The organism is Streptomyces antioxidans, assembly GCF_000968685.2.
Classification (GTDB): Bacteria; Actinomycetota; Actinomycetes; order Streptomycetales; family Streptomycetaceae; genus Streptomyces; species Streptomyces antioxidans.
Genome location: NZ_LAKD02000101.1, coordinates 71087 through 94840 on the forward strand (window position 1 = coordinate 71087; position 23754 = coordinate 94840).

Annotated in this window: 21 protein-coding genes; 11 read left to right on the forward strand and 10 right to left on the reverse strand. The window is 70.6% G+C overall.

Annotated features, from left to right (window positions below; all coding sequences use genetic code 11):
* Positions 1-94: 94 nt before the first annotated feature.
* Positions 95-1705 (reverse strand): Na+/H+ antiporter, encoded by a 1611-nt coding sequence (locus VT50_RS29920; RefSeq protein ID WP_046090222.1) that lies wholly within the window; start codon positions 1703-1705, stop codon positions 95-97.
* A gap of 77 nt (positions 1706-1782) precedes the next feature.
* Between VT50_RS29920 and VT50_RS29925 the strand changes: the two genes are divergently transcribed.
* The 4 genes from VT50_RS29925 (at position 1783) to VT50_RS29940 (ending at position 4315) form a co-directional block, all read left to right on the forward strand.
* On the forward strand, positions 1783-2046 hold the full coding sequence (locus tag VT50_RS29925) for a UBP-type zinc finger domain-containing protein (protein ID WP_046090221.1): 264 nt from the start codon (positions 1783-1785) through the stop codon (positions 2044-2046).
* Between the two features lie 139 nt (positions 2047-2185).
* Positions 2186-2731 (forward strand): GNAT family N-acetyltransferase, encoded by a 546-nt coding sequence (locus VT50_RS29930; protein ID WP_046090220.1) that lies wholly within the window; start codon positions 2186-2188, stop codon positions 2729-2731.
* Between the two features lie 247 nt (positions 2732-2978).
* Positions 2979-3392, forward strand: a complete 414-nt coding sequence (locus VT50_RS29935; protein ID WP_014054819.1) for an ATP-binding protein — start codon at positions 2979-2981, stop codon at positions 3390-3392.
* 17 nt (positions 3393-3409) lie between these two features.
* On the forward strand, positions 3410-4315 hold the full coding sequence (locus VT50_RS29940) for an RNA polymerase sigma factor SigF (RefSeq protein WP_420822240.1): 906 nt from the start codon (positions 3410-3412) through the stop codon (positions 4313-4315).
* 726 nt (positions 4316-5041) lie between these two features.
* On the opposite strand, the gene VT50_RS29945 is transcribed toward VT50_RS29940, so the two are convergent.
* A complete protein-coding gene (locus VT50_RS29945) occupies positions 5042-5626 on the reverse strand; it encodes a hypothetical protein (protein ID WP_420822241.1) in 585 nt (194 codons plus the stop codon).
* Positions 5627-5706: 80 nt separating this feature from the next.
* Between VT50_RS29945 and VT50_RS29950 the strand changes: the two genes are divergently transcribed.
* Together VT50_RS29950 and VT50_RS29955 are read left to right on the forward strand one after the other, a co-directional pair.
* Positions 5707-6675, forward strand: a complete 969-nt coding sequence (locus VT50_RS29950) for a diacylglycerol/lipid kinase family protein (RefSeq protein ID WP_046090219.1) — start codon at positions 5707-5709, stop codon at positions 6673-6675.
* A gap of 319 nt (positions 6676-6994) precedes the next feature.
* Entirely contained in the window at positions 6995-7252 is a 258-nt protein-coding gene (locus VT50_RS29955) for a WhiB family transcriptional regulator (protein ID WP_014054815.1), read from the forward strand.
* Positions 7253-7445: 193 nt separating this feature from the next.
* On the opposite strand, the gene VT50_RS29960 is transcribed toward VT50_RS29955, so the two are convergent.
* From VT50_RS29960 to VT50_RS29985, 6 genes are all read right to left on the reverse strand, one after another.
* A complete protein-coding gene (locus VT50_RS29960) occupies positions 7446-8915 on the reverse strand; it encodes a sensor histidine kinase (protein ID WP_046090218.1) in 1470 nt (489 codons plus the stop codon).
* Positions 8916-9272: 357 nt separating this feature from the next.
* The gene (locus tag VT50_RS29965; RefSeq protein WP_046090217.1) at positions 9273-10343 is read right to left on the reverse strand and encodes an SIS domain-containing protein; all 1071 of its coding nucleotides are present in this window, start codon (positions 10341-10343) and stop codon (positions 9273-9275) included.
* A gap of 55 nt (positions 10344-10398) precedes the next feature.
* On the reverse strand, positions 10399-11958 hold the full coding sequence (locus tag VT50_RS29970) for a glycoside hydrolase family 3 protein (RefSeq protein ID WP_046090216.1): 1560 nt from the start codon (positions 11956-11958) through the stop codon (positions 10399-10401).
* Positions 11959-11967: 9 nt separating this feature from the next.
* Positions 11968-12798, reverse strand: a complete 831-nt coding sequence (locus tag VT50_RS29975) for a carbohydrate ABC transporter permease (protein ID WP_046090215.1) — start codon at positions 12796-12798, stop codon at positions 11968-11970.
* Positions 12795-13796: a carbohydrate ABC transporter permease gene (locus VT50_RS29980; protein ID WP_046090214.1), complete on the reverse strand. Its 1002-nt coding sequence runs from the start codon at positions 13794-13796 to the stop codon at positions 12795-12797. Before VT50_RS29980 ends, VT50_RS29975 begins: the two co-directional genes overlap by 4 nt.
* A 5-nt stretch (positions 13797-13801) precedes the next feature.
* On the reverse strand, positions 13802-15073 hold the full coding sequence (locus VT50_RS29985; RefSeq protein ID WP_046090213.1) for an extracellular solute-binding protein: 1272 nt from the start codon (positions 15071-15073) through the stop codon (positions 13802-13804).
* Between the two features lie 264 nt (positions 15074-15337).
* Here VT50_RS29985 and VT50_RS29990 point away from each other — a divergent pair, with 264 nt between their 5' ends.
* The 5 genes from VT50_RS29990 to VT50_RS30010 all read left to right on the forward strand — a co-directional run bounded on the left by VT50_RS29990 (position 15338) and on the right by VT50_RS30010 (position 19207).
* The gene (locus VT50_RS29990; RefSeq protein ID WP_046090212.1) at positions 15338-16132 is read left to right on the forward strand and encodes a GntR family transcriptional regulator; all 795 of its coding nucleotides are present in this window, start codon (positions 15338-15340) and stop codon (positions 16130-16132) included.
* Between the two features lie 152 nt (positions 16133-16284).
* Complete coding sequence (locus tag VT50_RS29995; protein WP_046090211.1) at positions 16285-16545, forward strand: DUF3311 domain-containing protein; 261 nt, start codon at positions 16285-16287, stop codon at positions 16543-16545.
* Positions 16542-18155, forward strand: coding sequence for a monocarboxylate uptake permease MctP (mctP, locus tag VT50_RS30000; protein WP_046090210.1), 1614 nt, complete (start codon positions 16542-16544; stop codon positions 18153-18155). The genes VT50_RS29995 and mctP overlap by 4 nt, the downstream gene beginning before the upstream one ends.
* Before the next feature lie 117 nt (positions 18156-18272).
* Positions 18273-18638 carry a DUF1304 domain-containing protein gene (locus tag VT50_RS30005; RefSeq protein WP_107424922.1) on the forward strand — a complete coding sequence of 122 codons (366 nt, stop codon included), beginning with the start codon at positions 18273-18275 and terminating at the stop codon, positions 18636-18638.
* Positions 18635-19207: a TetR/AcrR family transcriptional regulator gene (locus VT50_RS30010; protein ID WP_046090208.1), complete on the forward strand. Its 573-nt coding sequence runs from the start codon at positions 18635-18637 to the stop codon at positions 19205-19207. Before VT50_RS30005 ends, VT50_RS30010 begins: the two co-directional genes overlap by 4 nt.
* A gap of 8 nt (positions 19208-19215) precedes the next feature.
* On the opposite strand, the gene VT50_RS30015 is transcribed toward VT50_RS30010, so the two are convergent.
* Positions 19216-22905, reverse strand: coding sequence for a hypothetical protein (locus VT50_RS30015; protein WP_046090207.1), 3690 nt, complete (start codon positions 22903-22905; stop codon positions 19216-19218).
* Complete coding sequence (locus tag VT50_RS30020) at positions 22895-23746, reverse strand: DUF4132 domain-containing protein (protein WP_240529370.1); 852 nt, start codon at positions 23744-23746, stop codon at positions 22895-22897. The genes VT50_RS30015 and VT50_RS30020 overlap by 11 nt, the downstream gene beginning before the upstream one ends.
* Positions 23747-23754 lie beyond the last annotated feature (8 nt).

A 23754-nucleotide genomic window follows, 5' to 3' on the forward strand; every position in this document is an offset into this window, starting at 1 on the left:
GCTCAGGGACAGGGACGCTCAGGGGCGGGGACGTACAGAGCGCGCCCTTAAGGAAGCGCGCCGCGCGCAAGCACGGCCGCGGAGGGCCCCGCGCTCAGGCCCCGTCCTCCGTGGCGCCCTCCCGGTAGAGCGCCGCCTCCTCCAGGTCCAGCCGCCGCAGCAGCGACCGCAGCATCTCCTCGTCGATCCGCCGGGCCTCCCGCAGGTCCACGAAGACCGCACGCTCGGCCTCGATCATCTCCCGGGCCAGCCGCCGATAGGTCTCGTCCGCCGATTCGCCGGTCACCTCGTTGACCGCGCCCAGCCGCTCCCACACGGCGTTGCGGCGCTGCTCCAGCACCGTGCGCAGCCGGTCGGCGAGCGGCGACGGCAGGGCGTTGCGCTCATCGGCGAGCAGTTCCGCCAGCCGCCGCTCGGCGGCCAGCGACGCCGTGTTCTGCGCCTGGGCCTCGGCAAGGGTCTCGGCGTGGGGGTCGCGGCCGGGCAGCCCGAGCAGCCGGATCAGGGACGGCAGGGTGAGCCCATGGATCACCAGGGTGCCGATGACGGTGGTGAAGGTCAGGAAGAGGATCAGATTGCGGGCCGGGAAGGGGGCACCGCCGTGCACGGTCTCCGGGATCGAGAAGGCGATGGCCAGCGAGACCACGCCGCGCATCCCGGCCCAGCCGACGATGACCGGCGCGGTCCAGTTGGTGCCGGGCTCGCGCTCGCGGATTCCGGGGAAGAGCATCCGCGGCACGAAGGTCGACGGGAAGACCCAGACGTAGCGGGCGGCCACCACGGCCAGGAAGACGACGGCCGCGTACCAGGCGGCCTCGCCCGCCCCGTACTCCCCCAGGCCGCCCATCACGACCCGCAGTTGCAGCCCGATCAGCGCGAACACCGCCGACTCCAGAACGAAGTCGATCATGCGCCAGACCGCCGATTCCTGGAGCCGGGTGGCGAAGTCGACCTGCCAGGAGTGATGTCCGAGATAGAGCCCGACCACCACGACGGCCAGCACGCCCGACGCCTCGACCTGCTCGGCGACGGCGTACGCGACGAAGGGGATGAGCAGCGAGAGGGTGTTCTGGAGCAGCGGGTCCCGCAGCCGGATGCGCAGCCAGTGCAGCGGCACCATCAGGATCAGACCGACCACGACGCCGCCGATGGCCGCGAAGGCGAACTCCCGCAGACCCTCGGCCCAGCTGATGCCCTCCCCCACGGCCGCGGCCACCGCCACCCGGTAGGCGGTGATCGCGGTCGCGTCGTTGAACAGGGACTCGCCCTGGAGGAGCGTGGTGAGCCGGGAGGGCAGCCCGATCCGGCGGGCGATGGCGCTGGCGGCCACGGCGTCCGGCGGCGCGATCACCGCGCCCAGCACGAGGGCGGCGGTCAGCGGCAGCTGCGGGATCAGCAGATGGGCGACCGCGCCGACCGCGACCGTCGCGAAGAGCACATACCCGACGGAGAGCAGCGCGATCGGCCGCAGATTGGCCCGCAGGTCGAGGTACGAGCTGTCCAGCGCGGCGCTGTGCAGCAGCGGCGGCAGCACCAGGGGCAGCACGATATGCGGGTCCAGCGTGTAGTCCGGCACCCCGGGCAGGTACGAGACGACAAGCCCGACCGTGACCAGCAGCAGCGGCGCGGGCACCGGGGTCCGGCGCGCCGCGCCCGCGACCACCGCGCTGCCCGCGACCAGCATCAACAACGGCAATACGTCCATCGTCCGGCCCTGTCTCCGTCGGCCGTCCCGACGGTCGTCCATGTGCTCCGCTACTGCGGCGTTTTAGTCTGGCAATCATGAACGAGTGCCCGCATGTTCCCGCACTGCCGCGTCCCGAGCCCGAGCCGCGGTCCGACACCTGTCCCGAATGCCTGGCGGTCGGCAGCCACCCGGTCCAGCTGCGGAAGTGTCTGGTGTGTGGCCATGTGGGCTGCTGCGACTCCTCGCCGTACCAGCACTCCACCCATCACTTCGAGCAGACCGGCCATCCGGTGATGCGCAGCTTCGAGGAGGGCGAGGACTGGCGCTGGTGCTTCGTGGATCAGCTCATCGTGGGGTGAGATGTCGGTTCAACGTGGAGTGAGGGGCGGCCCGCGCAGGGTGCGTCCCGGGCCGTGGACGCCCCGGTCTTGGCGTTTTCCGCGCAATGTCGGAGATCGACTGCCGCGTTTGCCGGCGCGGCCCGCTAGCCTTCACCACATGATCCGATCAGCCAAGCCGTCCGACGTTCCGGCGATCCATGCGATGATCCGCGAGCTGGCGGACTACGAGCGGGCTCCGCAGGAGGCGAAGGCCACCGAGGAGCAGCTGCGCGAGGCGCTCTTCGGGGCGCATCCCGCGGTGTTCGCGCTGATCGCCGAGGAGGCCGGTGGCGCCGGAGAGCCCTCCGGTCCGGTGGGGTTCGCCCTGTGGTTCCGTAACTTCTCCACCTGGACGGGCACCCATGGCGTGTATCTGGAGGACCTGTACGTCACCCCGCGGGCCCGCGGGGGCGGCCACGGCAAGGCGCTGCTCGCCGAGCTGGCGCGGATCTGCGTGGAGCGGGGCTATGCCCGTTTCGAATGGTCGGTGCTCGACTGGAACGAGCCCGCGATCGGCTTCTACGCCGCGATCGGTGCGGAGGCAATGGACGAATGGACGGTGCGCAGGCTCTCGAAAGAGCCGCTGCGAGCGCTAGCCGCTCAGGCCATGGGCACCGCCATGACCAGCGATTTTCTGAGTGAGGCGACATCTCTTTCGAATTGAGACCGCAAACCCTCTAGCCACGCTGCGTACTCATGTGCTTACTATGAGTGATATCGCGGCCTTGTGGGCCGGGGTTCACCCGTGATGGGGGCCGTGCATCGTCCGGGCGACACCGAACCGCAGATCGCGATAGCGTCGCAGCCAAAGTACATACAGCGCCGACCCGTATCACCCTCCACCATAAGGGTTCGGGGCCGACGCTCCAATCAGCTCAGCTCAATTAGCTTGTGTCACCTTGGAGGTGAGGGTGTCCCAGATCGCAGGCGAGCCCGGGACCCAGGACTTCGTGGAAGTCCGGCTGCCCGCTGCGGGTGCCTATCTGTCGGTGCTGCGGACGGCCACCGCCGGCCTGGCAGCCCGCTTGGACTTCACCCTCGACGAAATCGAGGATCTGCGCATCGCCGTCGATGAGGCATGCGCGATCCTGCTGCAACAAGCCGTGTCCGGCTCCGTGCTGAGCTGCGTCTTCCGCTTGATCGACGACGCACTCCAGGTGACCGTCTCGGCTCCCACCACCGACGGTCGCGCCCCCGAGCGCGACACCTTCGCCTGGACGGTGCTCTCCGCGCTGGCGGGCAAGGTGGACTCCACGGTGGCCGAGGACCGAACGGTCAGCATCAGCCTGTACAAGGAGCGCGGCGCCGGCCCCGGACAGCCGTGACGGAACAAGGGGGCTCCGTGAGCACTGCATCATCGCGGGGAGTAGGTACCCCGGCCATCCCGCACCCGCCGGCCCGGCCGCATCCCGCGGACTCGGAGGCGGCAGGAGACCGACCAGAGCGGGCGGACCACATGGATCAGCACGAGCAGGTGCATCAGCAGCACGATCCGCAGGACCGGAGTGGCGCACGGGCGATGTTCGCCGAGCTGCGACAGCTGCCCGAGGGCTCCACCGAGCGGGCCGAGCTGCGCAACCACCTCGTGCGCATGCATCTGCCGCTGGTGGAGCACCTGGCCCGGCGCTTCCGCAACCGCGGTGAACCGCTGGACGACCTGACCCAGGTCGCCACCATCGGACTGATCAAGTCCGTGGACCGGTTCGACCCGGACCGCGGTGTGGAGTTCTCCACCTATGCGACACCCACGGTCGTCGGCGAGATCAAGCGCCACTTCCGCGACAAGGGCTGGGCGGTGCGGGTGCCGCGCCGGCTCCAGGAGCTGCGACTGTCGCTGACCACGGCCACCGCGGAGCTCTCCCAGCGCCATGGCCGCGCCCCGACCGTCCATGAGCTGGCCCAGCACCTGTCCATCTCCGAGGAGGAGGTGCTGGAGGGGCTGGAGTCCGCGAACGCGTACAGCACCCTGTCCCTGGACGTCCCGGACACGGACGACGAGTCCCCGGCCGTCGCCGACACCCTCGGCGCGGAGGACGAGGCGCTGGAGGGCGTCGAGTACCGCGAATCGCTGAAGCCCCTGCTGGAGGATCTGCCACCGCGCGAGAAGAAGATCCTGCTGCTGCGCTTCTTCGGCAATATGACGCAGTCGCAGATCGCGCAGGAGGTCGGCATCTCCCAGATGCACGTCTCCCGCCTGCTGGCCCGCACTCTCGCGCAGCTGCGCGACAAGCTGCTGGTCGAGGAGTAGCGAGCGCTGCGGGCCCCGGCGGGTCGTTCCCCTCCCCGCCCCTTCCCGGCCCCAGGGGCTCCGCCCCCACCACGCGGCAGAGCCCCATCCCGCTACCGCGCGGAAGGAGCCGGGCCCCCGACCCGGGGTTTCGGCGCGGCCCCCGGCCCGGAGGTTTGCAACGGAACCCGCCCCAGGGCCTGGGGCGGAGCCGCATACCGATGCCACGGGGAAGGGGCCGAGCCCCGATCAGGAGCCTAGAGCGGAATCCCGATCCGGGGCCTGGGGCAGAGCCCCACCACACGGCGGAGCCGCACCACGACACCGCAGGAAGGGGCCGCTCCCCGGCACGGAGTCAGGCACAGGGCCCCTGCCCGGGAGCCAGGGGCAGGGCCGCAGTCACGGCGCCTGGGGCACAACCCCACCCCCGGATCTGGAAGACAGAGCCCCACCCCACGGCGGAGCCGCACCACGACACCGCAGGAAGGCCGCTCCCCGGCACGGAGTCAGGCACAGGGCCCCTGCCCGGGAGCCAGGGGCGGGGCCGCAGTCGCGGCGCCTGGGCCGCAACCCCACCCCCGGATCTGGAAGACAGAGCCCCACCCCACGCCAGCCACACACCGACACCGCGAGAAGGAACCCAACCCCGGCACGCGGTCTGGGGCGGAGCCCCGTCCGGGGGCTGGGGCGGGGCCCCAGTTTCGGGAAGGGGCGGGGAGGGGAGAGCCCGCCGCAGGCGGAAACCCGCTATGCGTCGCGGGGGCCGATGCCCAGGGCCTCGGTTGCCGTTGGGTTGATCAGCAGCGCCAGGACGGCGAGGGCCGCGAGGGCGATGGCCACTCCGGCGGCGATCAGCCCGCCGCCGTTCTGCACCAGCGTCCAGGCCACCGGCAGCGCCATCAGCTGGGTGATCGTCGCGGGGCCGCGACTCCAGCGGCGGCGCAGCCACAGTCCACGGGCCGCCAGCAGCGGCAGCAGGGCCAGCGCCAGCACCGTGACCCCGAGCATCTCCGCCTGCTGGGGGCTCTCCGGGTTCCCGGTCAGCCCCATGATCAGGACGTAGACGCCGAAGCCCAGCAGCACCACGCCCTCCGCGGCGGCCAGCACCGCGGCGGCGGTCAGCCGCGCGGGGCGGGGCCCGGTGGGCACCGCACCGGTGGCGTCGGCGGCACCGGTGGCGTCGGCCGCCTTCGCCGCGTCAGTCGGCTTGGCCGCGTCAGTCGGCTTGGCGGTCCCGGCGTCCGGCCGCGCCGTAGCCTTCCGCGCCGTGGCCCTCTGCGCACTCTGCGCCTTCTTCGCGGACTTCGCCGTGGCGGACTTCCTACTGCTCACCCCCGCAGCCTAGCCGTCCTCAAGGCGTCCGGGCCCTACCCCCCTACGGCCGGTCGTCCCGGATAGGTAGGCTGGCGCGCATGCGCGCGCTCCTCGTGGTCAACCCGGCAGCAACCACCACCAGTGCCCGCACCCGGGATGTTCTGTTCCACGCGCTCGCCAGCGATCTGAAGCTGGACGTGGCGACCACGGAGTACCGGGGGCACGCCCGCGACCTGGCCCGGCGGGCGGTCGACGGGGGCACTCATGAACTGGTCGTGGCGTTCGGCGGCGACGGCACCGTCAACGAAGTCGTCAACGGACTGCTGCACCATGGCCCCGCCCCCCAGGAGTTGCCCCGGCTCGCGGTCGTGCCCGGCGGCTCCACCAATGTCTTCGCCCGCGCGCTCGGGCTGCCCAACGACGCCGTCGAGGCGACCGGCGCCCTGCTGGACGCGTTGAGAGACGGCACCGAGCGCACCGTGGGCCTCGGGCTCGCGGGCGGCACTCCGGGCACCCGGGACGAGGCGGTCCCGGCCCGCTGGTTCACCTTCTGCGCCGGGCTCGGCTTCGACGCGAGCGTCATCGGCCGGGTCGAGCAGCAGCGCGAGCGCGGCAAGCGCTCCACCCACGCCCTCTACATACGTCAGATGGTGCGGCAGTTCATGGGGGAGCCGCACCGGCGGCAGGGCACCGTCACGATCGGGCGGCCGGGCGAGGACCCGATCGAGGAGCTCGCGCTGTCGATAGTCTGCAACACCTCCCCGTGGACCTTCCTGGGCAACCGCCCGGTCTACGCGGCGCCCCAGGCGTCCTTCGACACCGCCCTCGACGTGCTGGGACTCGCCAAGCTTTCGGCCCCGGCGATGACCCGCTACGCGACCCAGCTGCTGATGTCGACCCCCCAGCGCGGACCCCGCGGCAAGCATGTGGTAGCGCTCCACGATCTGACGGACTTCACCTTGCAATCCCAGGCGCCACTGCCGTTCCAGATGGACGGTGACCATCTGGGACTGCGTACGAGCGTGACGTTCACAGGCGTACGCCGTGCACTGCGTGTGATTGTGTGAGTGAGACCGCAAAAAGTCCTTCCAGTCGAACGTTTACCCTGGACTCCACCCACCGGAAGTACGGCTGTGACCGAGCCGACACCAAGGAATCAAAAAAAACTTTCCGGAAGGGGTTGTATCCGTCGCCGAGGTTTGCGAGTCTCTTCTTGGCGATCGGGACGGCCTTCTGAAGGGCCCCCTTGAGAGCCCGAACCCCCTCCTCATCCCACAGGACCGCACCAGCCCCAACTGGTTCGGCAGCCCTGCCCTTGCGGGGGGATTCGTGAAAGCGTTCACATTCACAAGCAACGAGCCCGCAATACGAGGAGATGGAGCAGCCATGGACTGGCGTCACAACGCCGTTTGCCGCGAGGAAGACCCCGAGCTGTTCTTCCCCATCGGCAACACCGGTCCTGCGCTGCTGCAGATCGAGGAAGCCAAGGCCGTCTGCCGCCGCTGCCCCGTCATGGAGCAGTGCCTGCAGTGGGCGCTTGAGTCCGGCCAGGACTCCGGCGTCTGGGGTGGAATGAGCGAAGACGAGCGCCGCGCCATGAAGCGCCGTGCCGCTCGCAACCGGGCACGCAACGCCAGCGCCTGAAGCCCGCACCCCGTGGCCCCCGAGCCGCAGCGCGTAGTAACCCCCATGCGCACAGCATCATGAGCTTTGAGCCCCGGACCGGATGGGTCCGGGGCTCAGTGCTTTCCGGGCGCGCGTTCCATGCTCACTTTCCGGTCTCTTCACCATCCCGGTGACGACGCGGACACCCGATGACGACGCGGAAAACCGCACATCAGTGCTTCTCCGCACCCACCGGGAAGTCCAGCATCACCCGGGTGCCGCGCTCCGGCGCGGGCAGCATGTCGAACGTCCCGCCCAGCTCCCCCTCCACCAGGGTGCGGACGATCTGCAGCCCCAGGTTTCCGGCCCGCTGCGGGTCGAACCCCTCCGGCAGCCCGCGCCCGTCGTCCTGGACGACCACCACCAGCCGACTCTCCTCACCGCTGCCCCCGCGCACCGCCGAGACCTCGACCGTGCCCTGCTCCCCCGGCCCGAAGCCGTGCTCCAGCGCGTTCTGCAACACCTCGGTGAGGACCATGGACAGCGGGGTGGCCACCTCGGCGTCGAGGATGCCGAACCGCCCGGTGCGGCGGCCGGTCACCTTGCCGGGCGCTATCTCGGCCACCATCGCCAGCACCCGGTCGGCTATGTCGTCGAACTCGACCCGCTCGTCGAGGTTCTGCGAAAGGGTCTCGTGGACGATGGCGATCGAGCCGACCCTGCGCACCGCCTCGTTGAGCGCCTCCCGCCCCTGCGCCGAGTCCATCCGGCGGGCCTGGAGCCGCAACAGGGCAGCCACTGTCTGGAGGTTGTTCTTCACCCGGTGGTGGATCTCCCGGATGGTGGCGTCCTTGGTGATCAACTCGCGCTCGCGGCGGCGCAGTTCGGTGACGTCCCGCAGCAGCACCAGCGAGCCGATGTGCAGCCCCTTGGGCTTGAGCGGAATGGCCCGCAGCTGGATGACCCCGTCGCCGCCCTCGACCTCGAACTCCCTGGGCGCCCAGCCGCTGGCCAGTTTGACCAGCGCCTCGTCCACCGGGCCGCGCACCGGGGCGAGTTCGGCGGTGGTCCTGCCCAGGTGGTGGCCGACGAGATCGGCGGCGAGGCCCAGCCGGTGGTAGGCGGAGAGCGCGTTGGGGCTCGCGTACTGGACCACCCCGTCCGCGTCGAGCCGGATCAGCCCGTCGCCCGCGCGCGGTGAGGCGTCCATGTCGACCTGCTGGTTGGGGAACGGAAACGATCCCGCGGCGATCATCTGGGCGAGGTCGGACGCGCTCTGGAGATAGGTCAGCTCCAGTCGGCTGGGGGTCCGTACGGTCAGCAGATTGGTGTTCCGCGCGATCACGCCGAGGACCCGGCTCTCCCGCCGGACCGGGATGGACTCCACCCGGACCGGCACCTCCTCGCGCCACTCGGGGTCGCCCTCCCGGACGATCCGGCCCTCGTCCAGGGCGGCGTCCAGCATGGGGCGGCGGCCGCGGGGGACGAGATGGCCGACCATGTCGTCCTGGTAGGAGGTGGGTCCGGTGTTCGGCCGCATCTGGGCCACGGAGACATAGCGGGTGCCGTCACTGGTGGGGACCCACAGCACCAGATCGGCGAACGAGAGGTCCGAGAGCAGCTGCCACTCCGAGACCAGCAGGTGCAGCCACTCGAGATCGGAATCGTCGAGTGCGGTGTGCTGGCGGACGAGGTCGTTCATGGAGGGCACGTTGTGAGCCTACCCTCATCGGCCGATTAGCCTATTCGCGCATAAGCATGGACAGAGAGCAGTGGTCTAGTCCAGAATATCGAGCACTGCGATCTTCCGCTCTCCCCGCACAGGAGGGCGGATCGAGGGCCCCGGAGCGCTCTGCCCTGACTGCCCGGGAGCCCTCAGGTCGGCCGCTCGGCCGGCCCAACTCCGGGCTGCGGTGCCGGGCGGGTTGAGGGTCCCGCCCTGGCGCCGCGGCCCGCGGGTATCACACAAGCGCTGCAAGGGTTACCAGGGCGCCAAAAGGGCTCCCGCGCCCCTCGGAGGGCGGCGGGAGCCCATCTTTCAGCGGGCCCGCCGCAGGGCTCAGCGGGTCTCCGTCACCTTCGCCAGCGCCCGCGGCGCGTCCGGGTCCTGCCCGCGCGCGATCGTCACCTCGTACGCCAGCATCTGCAGCGGCAGGATCTCCAGGATCGGCTGGACCTCCTCGGCGACCCCGTCCGTCGGCAGGGCGAACCCCGCCGAGGCCCGCTCCACCTCTGCCGCGCCGCCGATGACGACGAGGTCCGCGCCCCGGCCGCGCAGCCGCTCCAGGACCGGCCGCAGCGCCTGGCCGCCCTTGCCCTCGGTGACGATGGCGATCACCGGCGAGATGTTGTCGACCATGGCCAGCGGGCCGTGCAGCAGATCGGCGCCGGAGTAGGAGAGCGCCGGGATGTAGCTGGTCTCCATCAGCTTCAGGGCGGCTTCCTTGGCGGTCGGATAGCCGTAGCCCCGGGAGGTGAGGACCATCCGCTCGGCGAAGCGGTAGCGCGCCGCGAGCTGCCGGACCTCGTCCTGGCGGTCGAGGATCTGCTGGGCGAGGTCGGGCAGCACCTTGGCGGCCGCGCCGTCGCCGCCGCGCAGCCCCTCCACGAAGAGGTAGAGGGCGAGCAGTTCGGCGGTGTAGGTCTTGGTCGCGGGCAGCGCCTTCTCCGGCCCGGCCAGGACGTCGACGTGGAATTCGGAGACGGCCGCGAGCGGCGAGTCGGCGTTGTTGGTCACCGCGAGGGTGATCGCACCGGCCGCGCGGGCGGCCTCGGTGGACGACACCAGGTCCGGGGAGCCGCCGGACTGGCTGACGGTGATCACCAGGACGTCGGTGAGGTCAGGCCGCGCGCCGTACGCGGTGGTGGTGGACATGGAGGTCAGCCCGCACGGCTTGCCCAGCAACACTTCGAGCAGGTACTTGGCGTACAGCGCCGCGTTGTCCGAGGTGCCCCGGGCGGTGAGCAGGACGAAGCGCGGGTTGCGGGCGGCGATCCGCTCCGCGACCTCGCGGATCCTCGGGGCGCCCTGCTCGAGGATGCGGCGCAGCACGGCGGGCTGCTCGGCCATCTCGCCGGACATGATCCGGCCCGGCTGGTCGCTGCGCTGGGCCGTCGTCGTGGCGGACATGCTGGGTGCCTCCAGGTGGCTAAAGTGCCGGGCTGGGCCGAGGGGGCTGAGGAGTTCAGTCCCCGAGGTGGTCACCGGCGCCGTTGCCGACGATCACTTCCGCGGCCGCCCGTCCACACACCCGGGCGGCGCCGTGGGTCGCGATGTGCAGCGCCCCGGCGGGCGGCGCCTGGGGCACCCCCATCTCCACGACGACCGTCTCCGGCCGGGCGGTGAGCAGGGCGTCCAGCGCGTCGGCCATCCAGGGGTGGCGGTGGACATCGCGGACCACAGCGACGATCCTACGGTCCCCCGCGGTGTCGAGCACATTTTCGATCAGGCCCTGGACGCCCAGGGTGTCGGTGTCCTGCCGCCCGTAGGTGGCGGCCCCGGTACCGGGGCGCAGCCGGGCCAGTTCGGCGCCGACGCCCCAGGGGGTCTCGTCGCCGACGGCGATGTTGGCCGCCGGGGTGAAGGCGGCCACATAGGCGGGTCCGGTCACCGGCTCGTACGGGGTCCCAGCCGGGGTGACCCTGAGCGCCCGGCGCGCGGCGGCGAGCCCGACCCCCGCGGCGGGCTCGATGCCGTGCGCGGCGCGCGGTCCTCCGGAGCGCCGTGTCCACTCCCCCAGGGCGCGCACCCGCGCCGCCGCCCCGGCCAGCCGCTCCTCCGCCAGCCGCCCCTCGATGACGGCGGTGACCAGCGCATTGCGCAGCCGCAGCACGGTGTCCTCGTCGGCGAGTCCGCCGCCCACGCAGATGGCGTCGGCGCCCGCGGCGATGGCCAGGACGCTGCCGCGTTCGATGCCGTACGCGTCGGCGATGGCCCGCATCTCCATGCCGTCGGTGACGATCAGCCCGTCGAAGCCGAGTCCGCCGTCGGCCACCGGCCGGCGCAGCAGGCCGTGCAGCGCGGCGGGGCTGAGGGTGGCGGGCAGGTCGGGGTCGAGCGCGGGCAGCAGGATGTGCGCGCTCATCACGGCCTTGGTCCCGGCGGCGACGGCGGCGCGGAAGGGCACCAGTTCGCGGCCGGTCAGGGTGTCGAGCCCGGCGTCGATGCGCGGCAGGGCGTGGTGGGAGTCGACGGCGGTGTCGCCGTGGCCGGGGAAGTGCTTGGTGCAGGCGGCCACCCCGGCGCCCTGAAGGCCCTCGACGTACGCGGCGGTGTGCCGGGCGACGAGCTCCGGCTCGGCACCGAAGGAGCGCACGCCGATGACGGGGTTGTCGGGGTTGGAGTTGACGTCGGCGGACGGCGCCCAGTTGAGGTTGACGCCGCACTCGGCGAGGCGGCGGCCCAGTTCGCGGGCGACGGCGCGGGTCAGCTCCGGGTCGTCGACGGCGCCGAGCGCCAGATTGCCGGGGAAGGAGGAGCCGGTGCGGACCTCGAGCCGGGTGACATCGCCGCCCTCCTCGTCGATGGCCACCAGGACGTCGTCACGTTCGGCGCGCAGCTGGGCGGTGAGGGCGCCCAGCTGCTCGGGGGTGGCGATGTTCCGGCCGAACAGGCCGACGGAGGCAAGCCCCTCGCCGAGCCGCCGCAGCACCCAGTCCGGGGCGGTGGTGCCGGTGAAGCCGGGCTGGAGGACGGTGAGCGCGTCACGGGTCAGGGTGGCCGAGTCGTGTGCCAGGGTCGTCATAAACCGGGATCATCCCTTCACAGCGCCGGAAGTGAGCCCACCGACCGCCTTGCGTTGCAGAAACAGGAACAGGAGGAGGATCGGGATGGCGAACAGCGACGCCGCAGCCATGGTGGCACCCCAGTCGTCGCCGAAGGCGGTCTGGAAGCTGGACAGCCACAGCGGAAGCGTCTGGGCGCCCGGGTCCTTGTTCAGGATGAGCACGAGCGGGAATTCGTTCCAGGCCGTGATGAAGCCGAAGAGCGAGGTGGCCATCAGACCGGGGGCGAGCAGCGGGAAGATCACCCGGATGAACGCCTGCGGACGGGTGCAGCCGTCCACCATCGCCGACTCCTCCAGCTCCTTGGGGATCGCGGCCACAAAGGCGCGGAGCGTGAGGATGGTGAAGGGCAGCACCATGACCATGTAGAAGAGGGTCAGCGGAAGCAGGCTGTTCAGCATGTCGCCGTCGCGCACCAGCATGTAGATGGCGATGACCAGGACCTCCCAGGGCGCCATCTGCGCGATCATGAAGGTCAGCAGGAAGCCGCGGCGCCCCTTGAACCGCATCCGGGCCAGGGCGAACGAGGCGAGCAGCGCGATCAGCAGGGAGAGACCGACCGCCGAGAGGGTGACGATGAACGAGTTGCCCACCAGGGTCCAGAAGTTCTCGGCGTCCATGGCCTTCTGGAAGTGTTCGAGGGTGGCTCCGGTCGGGAACCACACCGGGTCCTCGGAGATGATGTCCGAGGTCGGCTTGAGGGCCGTGGTGAACATCCAGTAGACGGGGAACACGAAGCCGAGAAAGAGCACGACGGCGGTCGCGTTGGGCCACAGCCGGGCGAGCGGCGAGCGCTTCACAGCTCGTCCTCCTCTTGCCTGAGCACGATCCGGAGGTAGTAGGAGGTCAGCGCCAGCAGGACCACGATGGTCAGCAACGAGATCGCGGCGCCCATCCCGTAGTGCTGGTTGCCGACGCCCTCGACGAAGGCGTAGACGGGCAGGGTCTCGGTGAGCCGGTCGGGGCCGCCCTCGTTGATCGCGAAGACCTGGGTGAACGCCTTGAAGACCCAGATGACTTCGAGGAACGTCGTGGCCAGCAGGAACGGCTTGAGGAAGGGGAAGGTCACCGAGGTGAAGCTCTTCCAGCCGCCGGCGCCGTCGAGCGCGGCCGCCTCGTAGAGCTCGCCGGGGATGGTGGTGGTCGCGGCGTAGAGGTTGATCGCCACGAAGGGGATCGACCCCCAGACGATCAGCACGGTGATGACGAAGAACGTGGAGAACTGGCCGCCGGTCCAGTTGTAGTGCGCCATGGAGTGCCAGCCGAGCGCGTCCAGCACCCAGTTGACCACTCCGAAGCGGGTGGCGAAGAGCCACTGGAAGACGGTGGTCGCGGCGATCGTCGGCATGGCCCAGGTGAGCACGAGACCGATCGAGAGCAGCAGCCGCATCTTGCTGCCGAGGCGGGCCAGCAGCAGTCCGATCAGGGTGCCAAGCAGCATGATCAGCACCACGTTGACCGTGGTGAAGATCACCGACCGCAGGGTGACCCGCCAGAAGTCCTCGCTGGTCAGCGCCTCGCGGTAGTTGTCGACCCCGTTCCACTCGGTGAGGTGCTGGATCAGCTGCCGCATATTGAGGTTCTGGAACGACAGCAGGCCGTTCTTGACCAGCGGCCAGCCCAGCAGCACGGCGGTCACCGCCAGCGCCGGCACCAGCAGGAGGTACGGGACGGCGCCGAGCAGCCGTGCGCCCCCGCGGGCGCCCGGGGCCGGGCGGCGGGGGCCCGGCGGCGCCCCGCCCCGGCGGACCCCGGCCGCCGCCGGGCCGGGGTCCTGGCGTTCGGTCGCTACCGACATCGGGCTCAACGCTCCTGGCTGAGGCGCTTGTTCAGCTCGCCCTCGACCGACTTGGCCGCCTCGGCGGGCGACTTACCGGTGAGCACGGCGGTCATATAGGTCTTGACGGGGTTCGGGGCGTTCTCCACCGCGGCCCATTCGGGGATCAGTGGGGTGGTGCCGCCGGTCGCGGCGGCCGGGGCGGCCGCCTGTGCGGCAGGGTTGCCCTTGAGCCGCGCCTGGAGCGACTCCTTGTTGGGGATGACGCCGCCCTCCTTGGCAAGCTGTCCCTCGTAGGTGTCATTCAGCGCGATCTTCAGGAACTCCTTGGCCAGTTCCTGCTTCTCGCTGCCCGCGGCGATCGCGAGGTTGGAGCCGCCGAGGAAGACCCCTTCCGGCTTGCCCGCGGTCTCGCCCGGGATGGTGAAGTAGCCGATGTCCTTCTCGATCTTCGGGTTGGCCTTGATCGAGAGAGCGGCCTCCCAGCCCATGCCGATGAACGCGCCGGTCTTGCCCTTGGCGAAGACCTCGGCTTGCTGCGGGGTGGCCTCGTCCTTGTCCTTGGGGGCGTCGCTGAAGGACTGGTACTGCTTGTAGATGTCCATGGCCTTGCCGACCTTGGGGTCGGCGAGGTTGGAGACCCACTTGTCGCCGTCCTTCTTCACCAGGTCGGCGCCGGTGCCGACGGTCAGCCCGTCGAAGAAGTACCAGTTCTGGCCCGGCAGGTAGATGGGCTCGGCGTCGGTCTTCTTCTGGATGGTGTCGAGGTCCTTGAAGAACTCGGTACGGGTCTTGGGGGTGTCCTTGATCCCGGCTTCGGCCCAGATCTTCTTGTTGTAGAGGACGACCCGGTTGACCACGTACCACGGCGCGGCGTACTGCTTGCCGTCGTAGACCGAGGAGTCGTTCATCGACTTCGACCAGTCGGCGCCGATCGACTTCTTCAGGTCATCGAGTTCGGCCAGGCCGCCGGTCTCCGCGTAGGCGGGGGTCTGGGTGTTGCCGATCTCCAGCACATCCGGCGGGTCGGATTCCGAGAGCGCCGTGGTCACCTTCTGCTGAATGCCGTTCCACTGCTGGATCTCCAGCTTCAGCTTGGCGCCCGTCTTCTTCTCGAAAGCGGCCTTGACATCCTTCGTCCAGCCGTCCGGCGTGGAGCCGTCCATCGCCCAGACGGTGAGCGTCTGCCCCTTAAAGCCGTCCGCTCCGGCCTTGTTGTCATCGCCGTCGGACCCACAGGCCGCGACGGATACCAGCATTGCCGCGACACCCGTCGCCGCTATGAGCCCACGCTTCACAGCACACTCTCCTCAGAAGGCCGGATCAGCGGTTTAATGGTCCAGACCAGTGCCCTGCACTTTGGCCTAGACCTTTTGGGGTGTCAAGGGTGTATAAGAGTCACCGGAGGCTCCGTTACCGGACCGACACTTCCCGACATCCGGACCGGCGGACCGCCCGGAGCCGGGGCCGTGCCACGATGTGAGGCGCTGGATACTTCAGAAGACCGGTGACGGCGGTGGACGCCGGTGACGGCAGCGGACCAGGAGTCGGAAGGGCGCGCGATGGACACCGAGGGGGCAACGGCGGCAGCGGCGGCCACGACGACGGCCGAGAGCGACGGCAACGGCTCCAATGGGACACGCACCGCGCGCGTCCCGAAGTACTACCGCCTCAAGCGCCACTTGCTGGAGATGACCGAGACCCTGCCACCGGGCAACCCGGTCCCGCCGGAGCGCACCCTGGCCGCGGAGTTCGACACCTCGCGCACCACCGTGCGCCAGGCACTCCAGGAGCTGGTCGTCGAGGGGCGCCTGGAGCGGATCCAGGGCAAGGGCACCTTCGTGGCCAAGCCCAAGGTCTCCCAGGCGCTGCAACTCACCTCGTACACCGAGGACATGAAGGCCCAGGGCCTGGAGCCCACCTCCCAGCTGCTGGACATCGGCTATGTCACCGCCGACGACCGGCTCTCCGGACTGCTGGACATCGCCACCGGTGGGCGGGTGCTGCGCATCGAGCGGCTGCGACTGGCCAGCGGTGAGCCGATGGCGATCGAGACCACCCATCTGTCGGCCAAGCGCTTCCCCGCGCTGCGCCGCAGCCTGGTGAAGTACACCTCGCTCTACACGGCGCTGGCCGAGGTGTACGACGTCCGGCTGGCCGAGGCCGAGGAGACCATCGAGACCTCGCTGGCCACCCCGCGCGAAGCGGGGCTGCTGGGCACCGATGTGGGGCTGCCGATGCTGATGCTCTCGCGGCACTCGCGGGACGCGTCCGGGGAGCCGGTGGAGTGGGTGCGGTCGGTCTACCGCGGGGACCGTTACAAGTTCGTGGCGCGCCTGCAGCGCCCGAACGGCTGACCGGCTTTCTTTCTCATACCGATATACGGACGGGTAGTGACGGACGCCCGGCCCCGGGCTTAGATTTCCTGCGCATTACACAAATGATCAGCTGTGACCCAGGTGATCAGCAGTGACGCAGGTGATGAACCGAGGGGACTGGAGCCCGCCACATGTCAGACACGTCCGCTTCACCCGGCAGGAGACCGGTCGTGACGCCCACCCGCGTCGTGGTCGCTCTGTGCCTGATCGCCCCGTTTGTCGGGATGCTCTGGGTCGGTTCGTACGGCAAGGTCGAGCCGACCCTGATCGGGATCCCGTTCTTCTACTGGTACCAGATGCTCTGGGTGCCGGTGTCGGCCGTGCTGACCTCGGTCGCCTATGTCCTGGTCCGCCGCGAGCGGCGGGAGCGCAAGGGGGGTGACTCCGCATGAACGGCGGAGTGAACGGCGTCGCGCTCGGCGTCTTCATCTTCTTCTTCGCGGCCGTCACGGTCATGGGCTTCCTGGCCGCGCGCTGGCGCGCCGCCGAGAACGCCAACAACCTCGACGAGTGGGGTCTGGGCGGCCGCAGCTTCGGCACCTGGATCACCTGGTTCCTGCTCGGCGGCGACCTGTACACCGCGTACACCTTCGTCGCCGTCCCGGCCGCGATCTACGCGACCGGCGCGGCCGGGTTCTTCGCGGTGCCGTACACGATCCTGGTCTACCCGCTGATCTTCACCTTCCTGCCCCGGCTCTGGTCGGTGTCCCACAAGCACGGGTACGTCACCACCTCGGACTTCGTCCGCGGCCGCTTCGGCTCCAAGGGCCTTTCGCTGGCCGTCGCGATCACCGGCATCCTCGCCACCATGCCGTACATCGCCCTCCAGCTGGTGGGCATCCAGGCGGTGCTGGACGTGATGGGCGTCGGCGGCGGGGAGAACACCAACTGGTTCATCAAGGACCTGCCGCTGCTGATCGCCTTCGGTGTGCTCGCGGCGTACACCTACTCCTCGGGGCTGCGCGCCCCCGCGCTGATCGCGTTCGTCAAGGACACCCTGATCTACATCGTCATCGCGGTGGCGATCATCTACATCCCGATCAAGCTGGGTGGCTTCGACGACATCTTCAGCGCCGCCAACGACAAGTTCACCAAGGCGGGCGCGGGCGGGCTGGCACCCCCGGCCGAGGGCCAATGGGCGTACGGCACGCTGGCCCTGGGGTCGGCGCTCGCCCTGTTCATGTATCCCCACTCGATCACGGCGACGCTCTCCGGCCGCAGCCGTGAGGTGATCCGCCGCAACACCACGATCCTGCCGCTGTACTCGCTGATGCTGGGGCTGCTGGCGCTGCTGGGCTTCATGGCCATCGCCGCCGGGGTGACGGTCGAGAACGGCCAGCTGGCCATCCCCCAGCTCTTCGAGGACATGTTCCCCGACTGGTTCGCGGGGGTCGCCTTCGCCGCGATCGGGATCGGCGCGCTCGTCCCCGCGGCCATCATGTCGATCGCCGCGGCCAACCTCTTCACCCGCAACATCTACAAGGACTTCCTGCGGCCGAACGCCACGGCCGAGGAGGAGACCAAGGTCTCCAAGCTGGTCTCGCTGCTGGTGAAGGTCGGCGCGCTGATCTTCGTGCTGGGCATGGACAAGACCGTCGCGATCAACTTCCAGCTGCTGGGCGGGATCTGGATCCTGCAGACCTTCCCGGCCCTGGTGGGCGGCCTGTTCACCCGCTGGTTCCACCGCTGGGCGCTGCTGGCGGGCTGGGCGGTCGGCATGATCTACGGAACCTGGAAGGCGTACGACACCCCGAGCGGCGCCCAGAAGCACTTCGGCAACACCGCCGATGTGCCGGGGATCGGCGAGATCGGCTACATCGGTCTCACCGCCTTCGTGCTCAACGTGGTGGTCACGGTCGTCCTGACGCTGGTCCTGCGGGCGGTCAAGGCCCCGGACGGCGTGGACGAGACGTCGTCCGCCGACTACAAGGCGGACGCGGGCGACCCGGGCGTCCAGACCGACCTCCCGCCCGCCACGGCGGGTGCCCCGGGCGGCCACTGACGCCTTCGCGGCGGGCCGCACTCCATCGGTCGCCGGCCGCGCGCCTCGATACTTCCTGTACAGTTGTCCAGGAAGTATCGAGGCGCGGTCATGACGTGCGAAGAGGGTGGGCTCACGGTGGGTGTTCTAGCGGCGGTTCTGGTCGGTGCGGTCGCGGTGCTGCACGCGTACATCATGGTGCTGGAGATGTTCTTCTGGCAGCGGCCGCGCGGCCGGGCGGCCTTCGGCATGGACGAGGAGACGGCCCGCGTCACCGCGCCGCTCGCGGCCAACCAGGGGCTGTACAACGGCTTCCTGGCAGCCGGGCTGATATGGGGCCTGGTCGCGGACGACCCGGTAGGCTTCCAGGCGCAGGTCTTCTTCCTCAGCTGCGTCGTGGTCGCCGGTGCCTACGGGGCGGCCTCCACGTCCAACCGAAAGATCCTGTTCTCTCAGCTCGCCCCGGGCGCGGTCGCTCTGGCGGCTGTCATCATCGCGGGGTGACTGACGATCCGACGGCGGGCCAGGACCCGCGCACCGTACGGACCCGTGGCCGGCTGCGGGACGCGCTGCTCGCCGAATGCGCCTCCCAGCCACTGGAGAAGGTGAGCGTCTCCTCGGTGGTCCGCCGGGCCCAGGTCGGCCGCGCCACGTTCTATCTGCACTACGACGACCTCCAGGCGCTGGCCGTGGACGCGTGCGCGGAGGTGGTACGGGATGCCGTGGAAGCGGTGCACTCCTTCGACGGCATTCCCGACCCCGCACAACCCCCGGCCGCGCTCGCGGACTTCTTCACCTCGGTGACCGACCACGCCGACCTGTACCGGGGCCTGCTCCACGCGGGCGGCAGCGGCCCCCTGGGAGAGCTGCTGCACGGCGAACTCCGGGCGCGCTCCCGGCTGGAGCGGGAACGCGCCGGACTGCGCCACTCCGAGGCCGCGGACTCGGCGGTGGCCGCCACGTTCACGGGCCTGTTCGCTGACTGGCTCCACGGGTTGATCGACGCGGCGCCCGACGCCCTCTCACGGCAGGTCTGGCGCCTGCTGATCTCCATCCACGGCACGTTCCCGTGACGGAACCGTCATCCGGACGGCCGCCGCCGGTATGCCTCTGCCAGCCGCTCGGCCATCATGCGCTGGTTCCACAGCTGTCCCGGGTCGTTGGGCATCGCCGCGTCGTACAGCTCCAGGCGGGCTTCGGTGGGCACCCGCACCAGCCTTTCGCACGCGTCGGCCGCCTCCGTCACCTTCAGCCCCAAGGCGGCGCGGGTTTCGGACGACAGACTTTTGTCGGTGCGGACATTGCTGGCGTCGATTCCGGGGAGGCCGGCCAGCCACAGGGCCGCCTCCGCGTGGTCGAGGTCGGCGGACTTGGCGAGGTGGGCCACCGCGTCAGGGTCGAACGGCACGGGTTCGCGCCGCTCCAACTCGTCGGCCAGCAAGCGCAGCCGCTTGACGGTGGCCCAGCCCCGGGCCACCGGTCGGATGTCGAGGAAGCCCTCCGGCCGGGGCATGTCGCCCCGCTGCAGAAACGCCTTGATCCTGTAGTTCCCCGCTGCTTGCGACCGGGCCCAGCCGCCGAAGTGCGCGGCGATGTCCAGCGGCAGCAGCTTGCCCTCCGCGGTGGACTGGGCCACCGGAGGGTCCTCGTCCCCGTCCTTCCCCGGGTCCAGCAGGCCGCGGTGCAGGGCCGGATCGTTCAGGGGCGAGGAGGCCCAGAACCGCAGCAGCGCGATCACCGCCGCACGGTGCTCGGCGGGGGTGACAGCGCTGGCCGCGCGGATGCCGAGGCCGCCGATGCGGCCGGCGAGCTCCGTCCAGTCGTAGCGGCTCCCGTGGACCGCCCAGTGCGCCATGGCCGTATCGCCGTCGATCGCGCCCGCGAAGAACGCCGAGGCCAGCTCGATCTGCCGGACCGTCCCGCCGGTGCCCTCGGGGCAGAGGCTGATCAGCCCGTCCAGTGCACCGTCCAGGTCCGGTTCCGGAACCTCCAGTAGTCGGGGGGTCTGCCGGTCGAGCACTGTCAGGAGCCGGTCCCGGTGCCGTATCCGGCGGTTGGTCTCCTGGAAGAACCCCATGAGCCCGTCCAGGAGCAGTGGGTGGCTGACCTCGGGCAGCAGGGAACCGAGGGCTTTCCGCAGCGCCGACGCGGAGGTGGCCGTCGCCGCCAGCAGTGCCCGCACGGTGTCCTCGGATATCTCCCGCAGCGCCCGGGAGCCCGGAAGGTCACGGGGCGTCAGGAAGTGCCAGAACGCCTTCGGCGGCATGCGCCGCGTGCCCGCGGCCATCGGGGACGGGTGGTTGGCGATCCAGTCCTGGTCCATCATGTAGACCCGCCAGTGTGCTGCGCCGGTTTCCGGATCGCGCGCGGTGACGTCGTAGCCGCCGTCCAGCAGCAGTCGTCGGTCCGAGCCGGGAACGTCGAGGAGCCCCCAGGGGACGGGGGGTTTGGCGGACCAGCGGCCGTGCGGCAGGGAACCGGTCGTCGGCTGAGCGGTGCCGTGGACGCCGTCAATGCGGTGGTAGCGGATCCGTCCCGTCACGCGGTCGTAGGCGACCCTGAAGCCCAGGTGGCTACCGTCGGTGCCCAGGGGCGAGGTGGCGGCGCCGGCGGTGACCGGGGCCAGCGACGCATGCTCGATCAACCAGCTCTCGTCCTCCCCCAGCAGGGCAGGGTCGAGGAACGCGGGCAGGCCGGGCTCGCCAAGCTGCTCGGTGACCAGGTCGATGGGGCGCGGCACCCGAGAAGCCTGGTCCACGCCCGTGTACCACCAGTACGTCCGGCCGTCGTGGAACATGTGGCCCTCGGGGCCGACCCGGCGATCGCCCACGGTCAGGAGCCGGTGGCCGATGAACCGCCGGGCACGGGGCCCCAGGAAGGTGTAGCCGGAGCGCGTCTTCTCGCCGTGCCGCCACTTCCACGAGGCCTCCTCCTCCGTATGGATCTCCCCCGGCGTGCCGGACCAGTACACGCTCTGCTCCTGGTTGACCGCGTGGAAGACCTGGAACTCTCCTTCGGAGAAGATCGCCCGGACGTCGTAGTGGAATTGGCTGGCGCCCTTCGGCACCACCAGCCGGTGCTCCGCGATCCGGCCGCCGGGGCCGATCGCGATGGCCTTGCGGCGGTCGTGCACGGTCAGGACGGGCCAGCTGGCCCGGCACCAGTTGTCTTCGCCCGTCAGCTCACTGGCGGCCGTGTCCAGGGCGTCCCAGCCCAGTTCGTCGAGGATGCCCGCGCGGAGCGTCGTGGTCAGCGGGGCCACCAGGTCGATGCCGGCGAGCCGGTCGAGGAGGTCCGGCAGCTCCGCCACCGCCCGCCGGGACAGCGTCCCGTAGAGCCAGTCGAACGCGTCGAGAGCGCTTTGCAGGGGGCCGGACGTGGCGCAGTTCAACCGGTCGGCGACGATCCCGCGCAGAAGGGGCCGCAGTGCCTCGATCGTCCACGCCCTCTGCCAGCGTTCGTCGGACAACTTGTCTACGAGGAGGGAGCGGACCAACGGGTCCGCGAACCGGTCGTCGGCGGTCAGCGCTTCCAGATCGACGCGGTCGCGCTCCCACCAGTGCCCGAGCAGCAGCTTCGGATCCGGGTCCGGCACCGGGATGCCCGCTGCCAGGCAGCCGCCGATGACCGCCGCGTCGATGCGGTACTCCTCCGCGGTGCCCTTGCCGAGGCGCAGTGGGCGGTCTGCCGGGCCGATCCGTGCGGCCAGGCGCGGCAGCAGGTCCAGCAGCTCCTTGGGGGCTCTGGGGGGACGTGCGTCGGGCCCGCGGTAGCGGCGGAGCATCGCGGTCAGCCACCGGGCGGTGTCCGCGCCGAGCAGGTCGAAGGCGCCCGCCTCGTCGAGGAAGGCGACCCACCAGGCGTCCATGTCCGAATGCGGGAGATCGATCAGCTGCCACACCAGCCGCCGCTTCAGCGCGTCCGACGTGGCGACGGCGGCCAGGCAGGTCTTGCGCTGCGAGGTCCAGAAACCGTCCGCGGCCCCCCAGAGGGCGGGTGCTTCCACGAGGGCTTCCAGCACGGACCGATGTTCGGCGGCCACGTCGAGGGCCGCGGCCTTGGCCAGTTTGGCGAGCTGCTTGAGCATGTCGGGCCAGGGCGGCAGACCGCCGAGCGTACGGCGGACGGCCAGCTCCCGCAGCTCCCGGTAGGCATCGACGGGGTCGCCCCCGCGCCTGCCGAGGCCCGCGACGTAGTTCTTGATGTCCTTGACCGACAGTGCACCGGCGAGGGCGAACTCCAGGAACACCGCGCGCTGCCGGGCCGGATCGACGGACGGCAGGAACGGATCGGCCTGGCGCGCCCGGCCGAACATCATCGCGGCCTGCCGGTGGCGGCCGGCGGCGATGAACGCCCGGCCGACCTGTTCCCAGTAGGCCGGAAGGTGGGAGTCCGGCAGCGTCGTGGCGATCTCTCCGTACAGGTCGAGCGCGGGTCCCGGCTTGGGCCCGGCCAGCCGCTCGGCGTGCGCCATCTCGGGCGCCGCCGCGAGGGCCGCGTCGGCGTGGGCGGGGTCGTGGAGCACGGCCCACGCCGGGTAGCCGGGCTCCTGGCGGTGCCCGGCCGACACGGGTGGGCCGACATCGGGTGCGGAGAACCCGGTGGCGGCCAGCACCTGGTCCTCGCCGGGCGCGGCGGCCTGTCCGCTCAGCCGGACCACGGGGCGGGTGCCAAGCAGGGGGTGGGTGTAGCGGCGGGCGGTGACCGGCTCGCCGCCCGAGGTACCGGCGGGCGCCAGGCCCGCGTCCAGCGCGATCCGGTTATCCGCCATCGGTCGTCCTCCCCGCGTGGATCAGCTCTGCCATGCGCACGCCTTCGGACCAGGCCACCGGGCCGACCTCGCCCAGTGGGACGGGCCGTTCGGAGGCGTCCACCCACAACAGTCGTCCGGTCTCGATGGGCAGGCCGGGATCGTCGGCCCCCAGCCAGTAGCGGGCCTGCAGACCGACGCCACCGTCAACGATCCGCAGCATGGCGAAGCCGCCGCGCATGACGAAGCCGAACCGGGCGGCGCGGGCGGTGGCGTGACGCAGCTCCTCGAACTCGCCCCCGGCGTAGTCGTCAAGGCTGGTGGCTCCGGGGTCGACGTCGTCCGGCCGGTGGTGGGCCTCCCGGGCGAGCTGCGGGACACCCTGCGCGGACGCGCGGCCGTCGAGCAGTTCGCACCACTTCTCCACGTCGGACAGCAGGACCGGATGCGGCAGGGTCACGGGGCCCACCGGTGGGGTGTGCGGAGTGCCGTCCTGGCCCACCAGGGCAGTACGCCCCTCCTCGGTCACCTCCGTCAGCAGGCCCGTCCGCCCATCGACGACCACCACGAGGTGCTCCAGGACGGCCCGCCAGCTCGGGTCGGGCCACACGCGGGCCAGCAGGGCGGCGGGCACCGGAACGCCCCCCAGCAGCCAGGACTCCACGGTGGACCGGCATTCCTCCTCGTGCCGCACCAGCCTCTCGCGCAACTCGGACAGCTTCTCGCCCACCGAGCTGCCGCGCACGGCTCTGGGGACCGACCGCAGCATCTGGCCACCGGACTTGCGGCATCTGAGAGTGGTCCCGTCCAGAGCCAGTTCATGGCCATGGGTGGCGGGGACCCACACGAGTTGAGTTGACATACCCCGCA

What these genes read in the sequence shown, in the direction of transcription:
- VT50_RS30015 (WP_046090207.1), bottom strand. Translation starts at nt 22,905, where the DNA reads ATGGCGGATAACCGGATCGCGCTGGACGCGGGCCTGGCGCCCGCCGGT.
- VT50_RS29970 (WP_046090216.1), bottom strand. Translation starts at nt 11,958, where the DNA reads ATGACGACCCTGGCACACGACTCGGCCACCCTGACCCGTGACGCGCTC.
- VT50_RS29995 (WP_046090211.1), top strand. Translation starts at nt 16,285, where the DNA reads ATGTCAGACACGTCCGCTTCACCCGGCAGGAGACCGGTCGTGACGCCC.
- VT50_RS29980 (WP_046090214.1), bottom strand. Translation starts at nt 13,796, where the DNA reads ATGTCGGTAGCGACCGAACGCCAGGACCCCGGCCCGGCGGCGGCCGGG.
- VT50_RS29920 (WP_046090222.1), bottom strand. Translation starts at nt 1,705, where the DNA reads ATGGACGTATTGCCGTTGTTGATGCTGGTCGCGGGCAGCGCGGTGGTC.
- VT50_RS29960 (WP_046090218.1), bottom strand. Translation starts at nt 8,915, where the DNA reads ATGAACGACCTCGTCCGCCAGCACACCGCACTCGACGATTCCGATCTC.
- VT50_RS29925 (WP_046090221.1), top strand. Translation starts at nt 1,783, where the DNA reads ATGAACGAGTGCCCGCATGTTCCCGCACTGCCGCGTCCCGAGCCCGAG.
- VT50_RS29965 (WP_046090217.1), bottom strand. Translation starts at nt 10,343, where the DNA reads ATGTCCGCCACGACGACGGCCCAGCGCAGCGACCAGCCGGGCCGGATC.
- VT50_RS30020 (WP_240529370.1), bottom strand. Translation starts at nt 23,746, where the DNA reads ATGTCAACTCAACTCGTGTGGGTCCCCGCCACCCATGGCCATGAACTG.
- VT50_RS29990 (WP_046090212.1), top strand. Translation starts at nt 15,338, where the DNA reads ATGGACACCGAGGGGGCAACGGCGGCAGCGGCGGCCACGACGACGGCC.
- VT50_RS29930 (WP_046090220.1), top strand. Translation starts at nt 2,186, where the DNA reads ATGATCCGATCAGCCAAGCCGTCCGACGTTCCGGCGATCCATGCGATG.
- VT50_RS29955 (WP_014054815.1), top strand. Translation starts at nt 6,995, where the DNA reads ATGGACTGGCGTCACAACGCCGTTTGCCGCGAGGAAGACCCCGAGCTG.
- mctP (WP_046090210.1), top strand. Translation starts at nt 16,542, where the DNA reads ATGAACGGCGGAGTGAACGGCGTCGCGCTCGGCGTCTTCATCTTCTTC.
- VT50_RS29950 (WP_046090219.1), top strand. Translation starts at nt 5,707, where the DNA reads ATGCGCGCGCTCCTCGTGGTCAACCCGGCAGCAACCACCACCAGTGCC.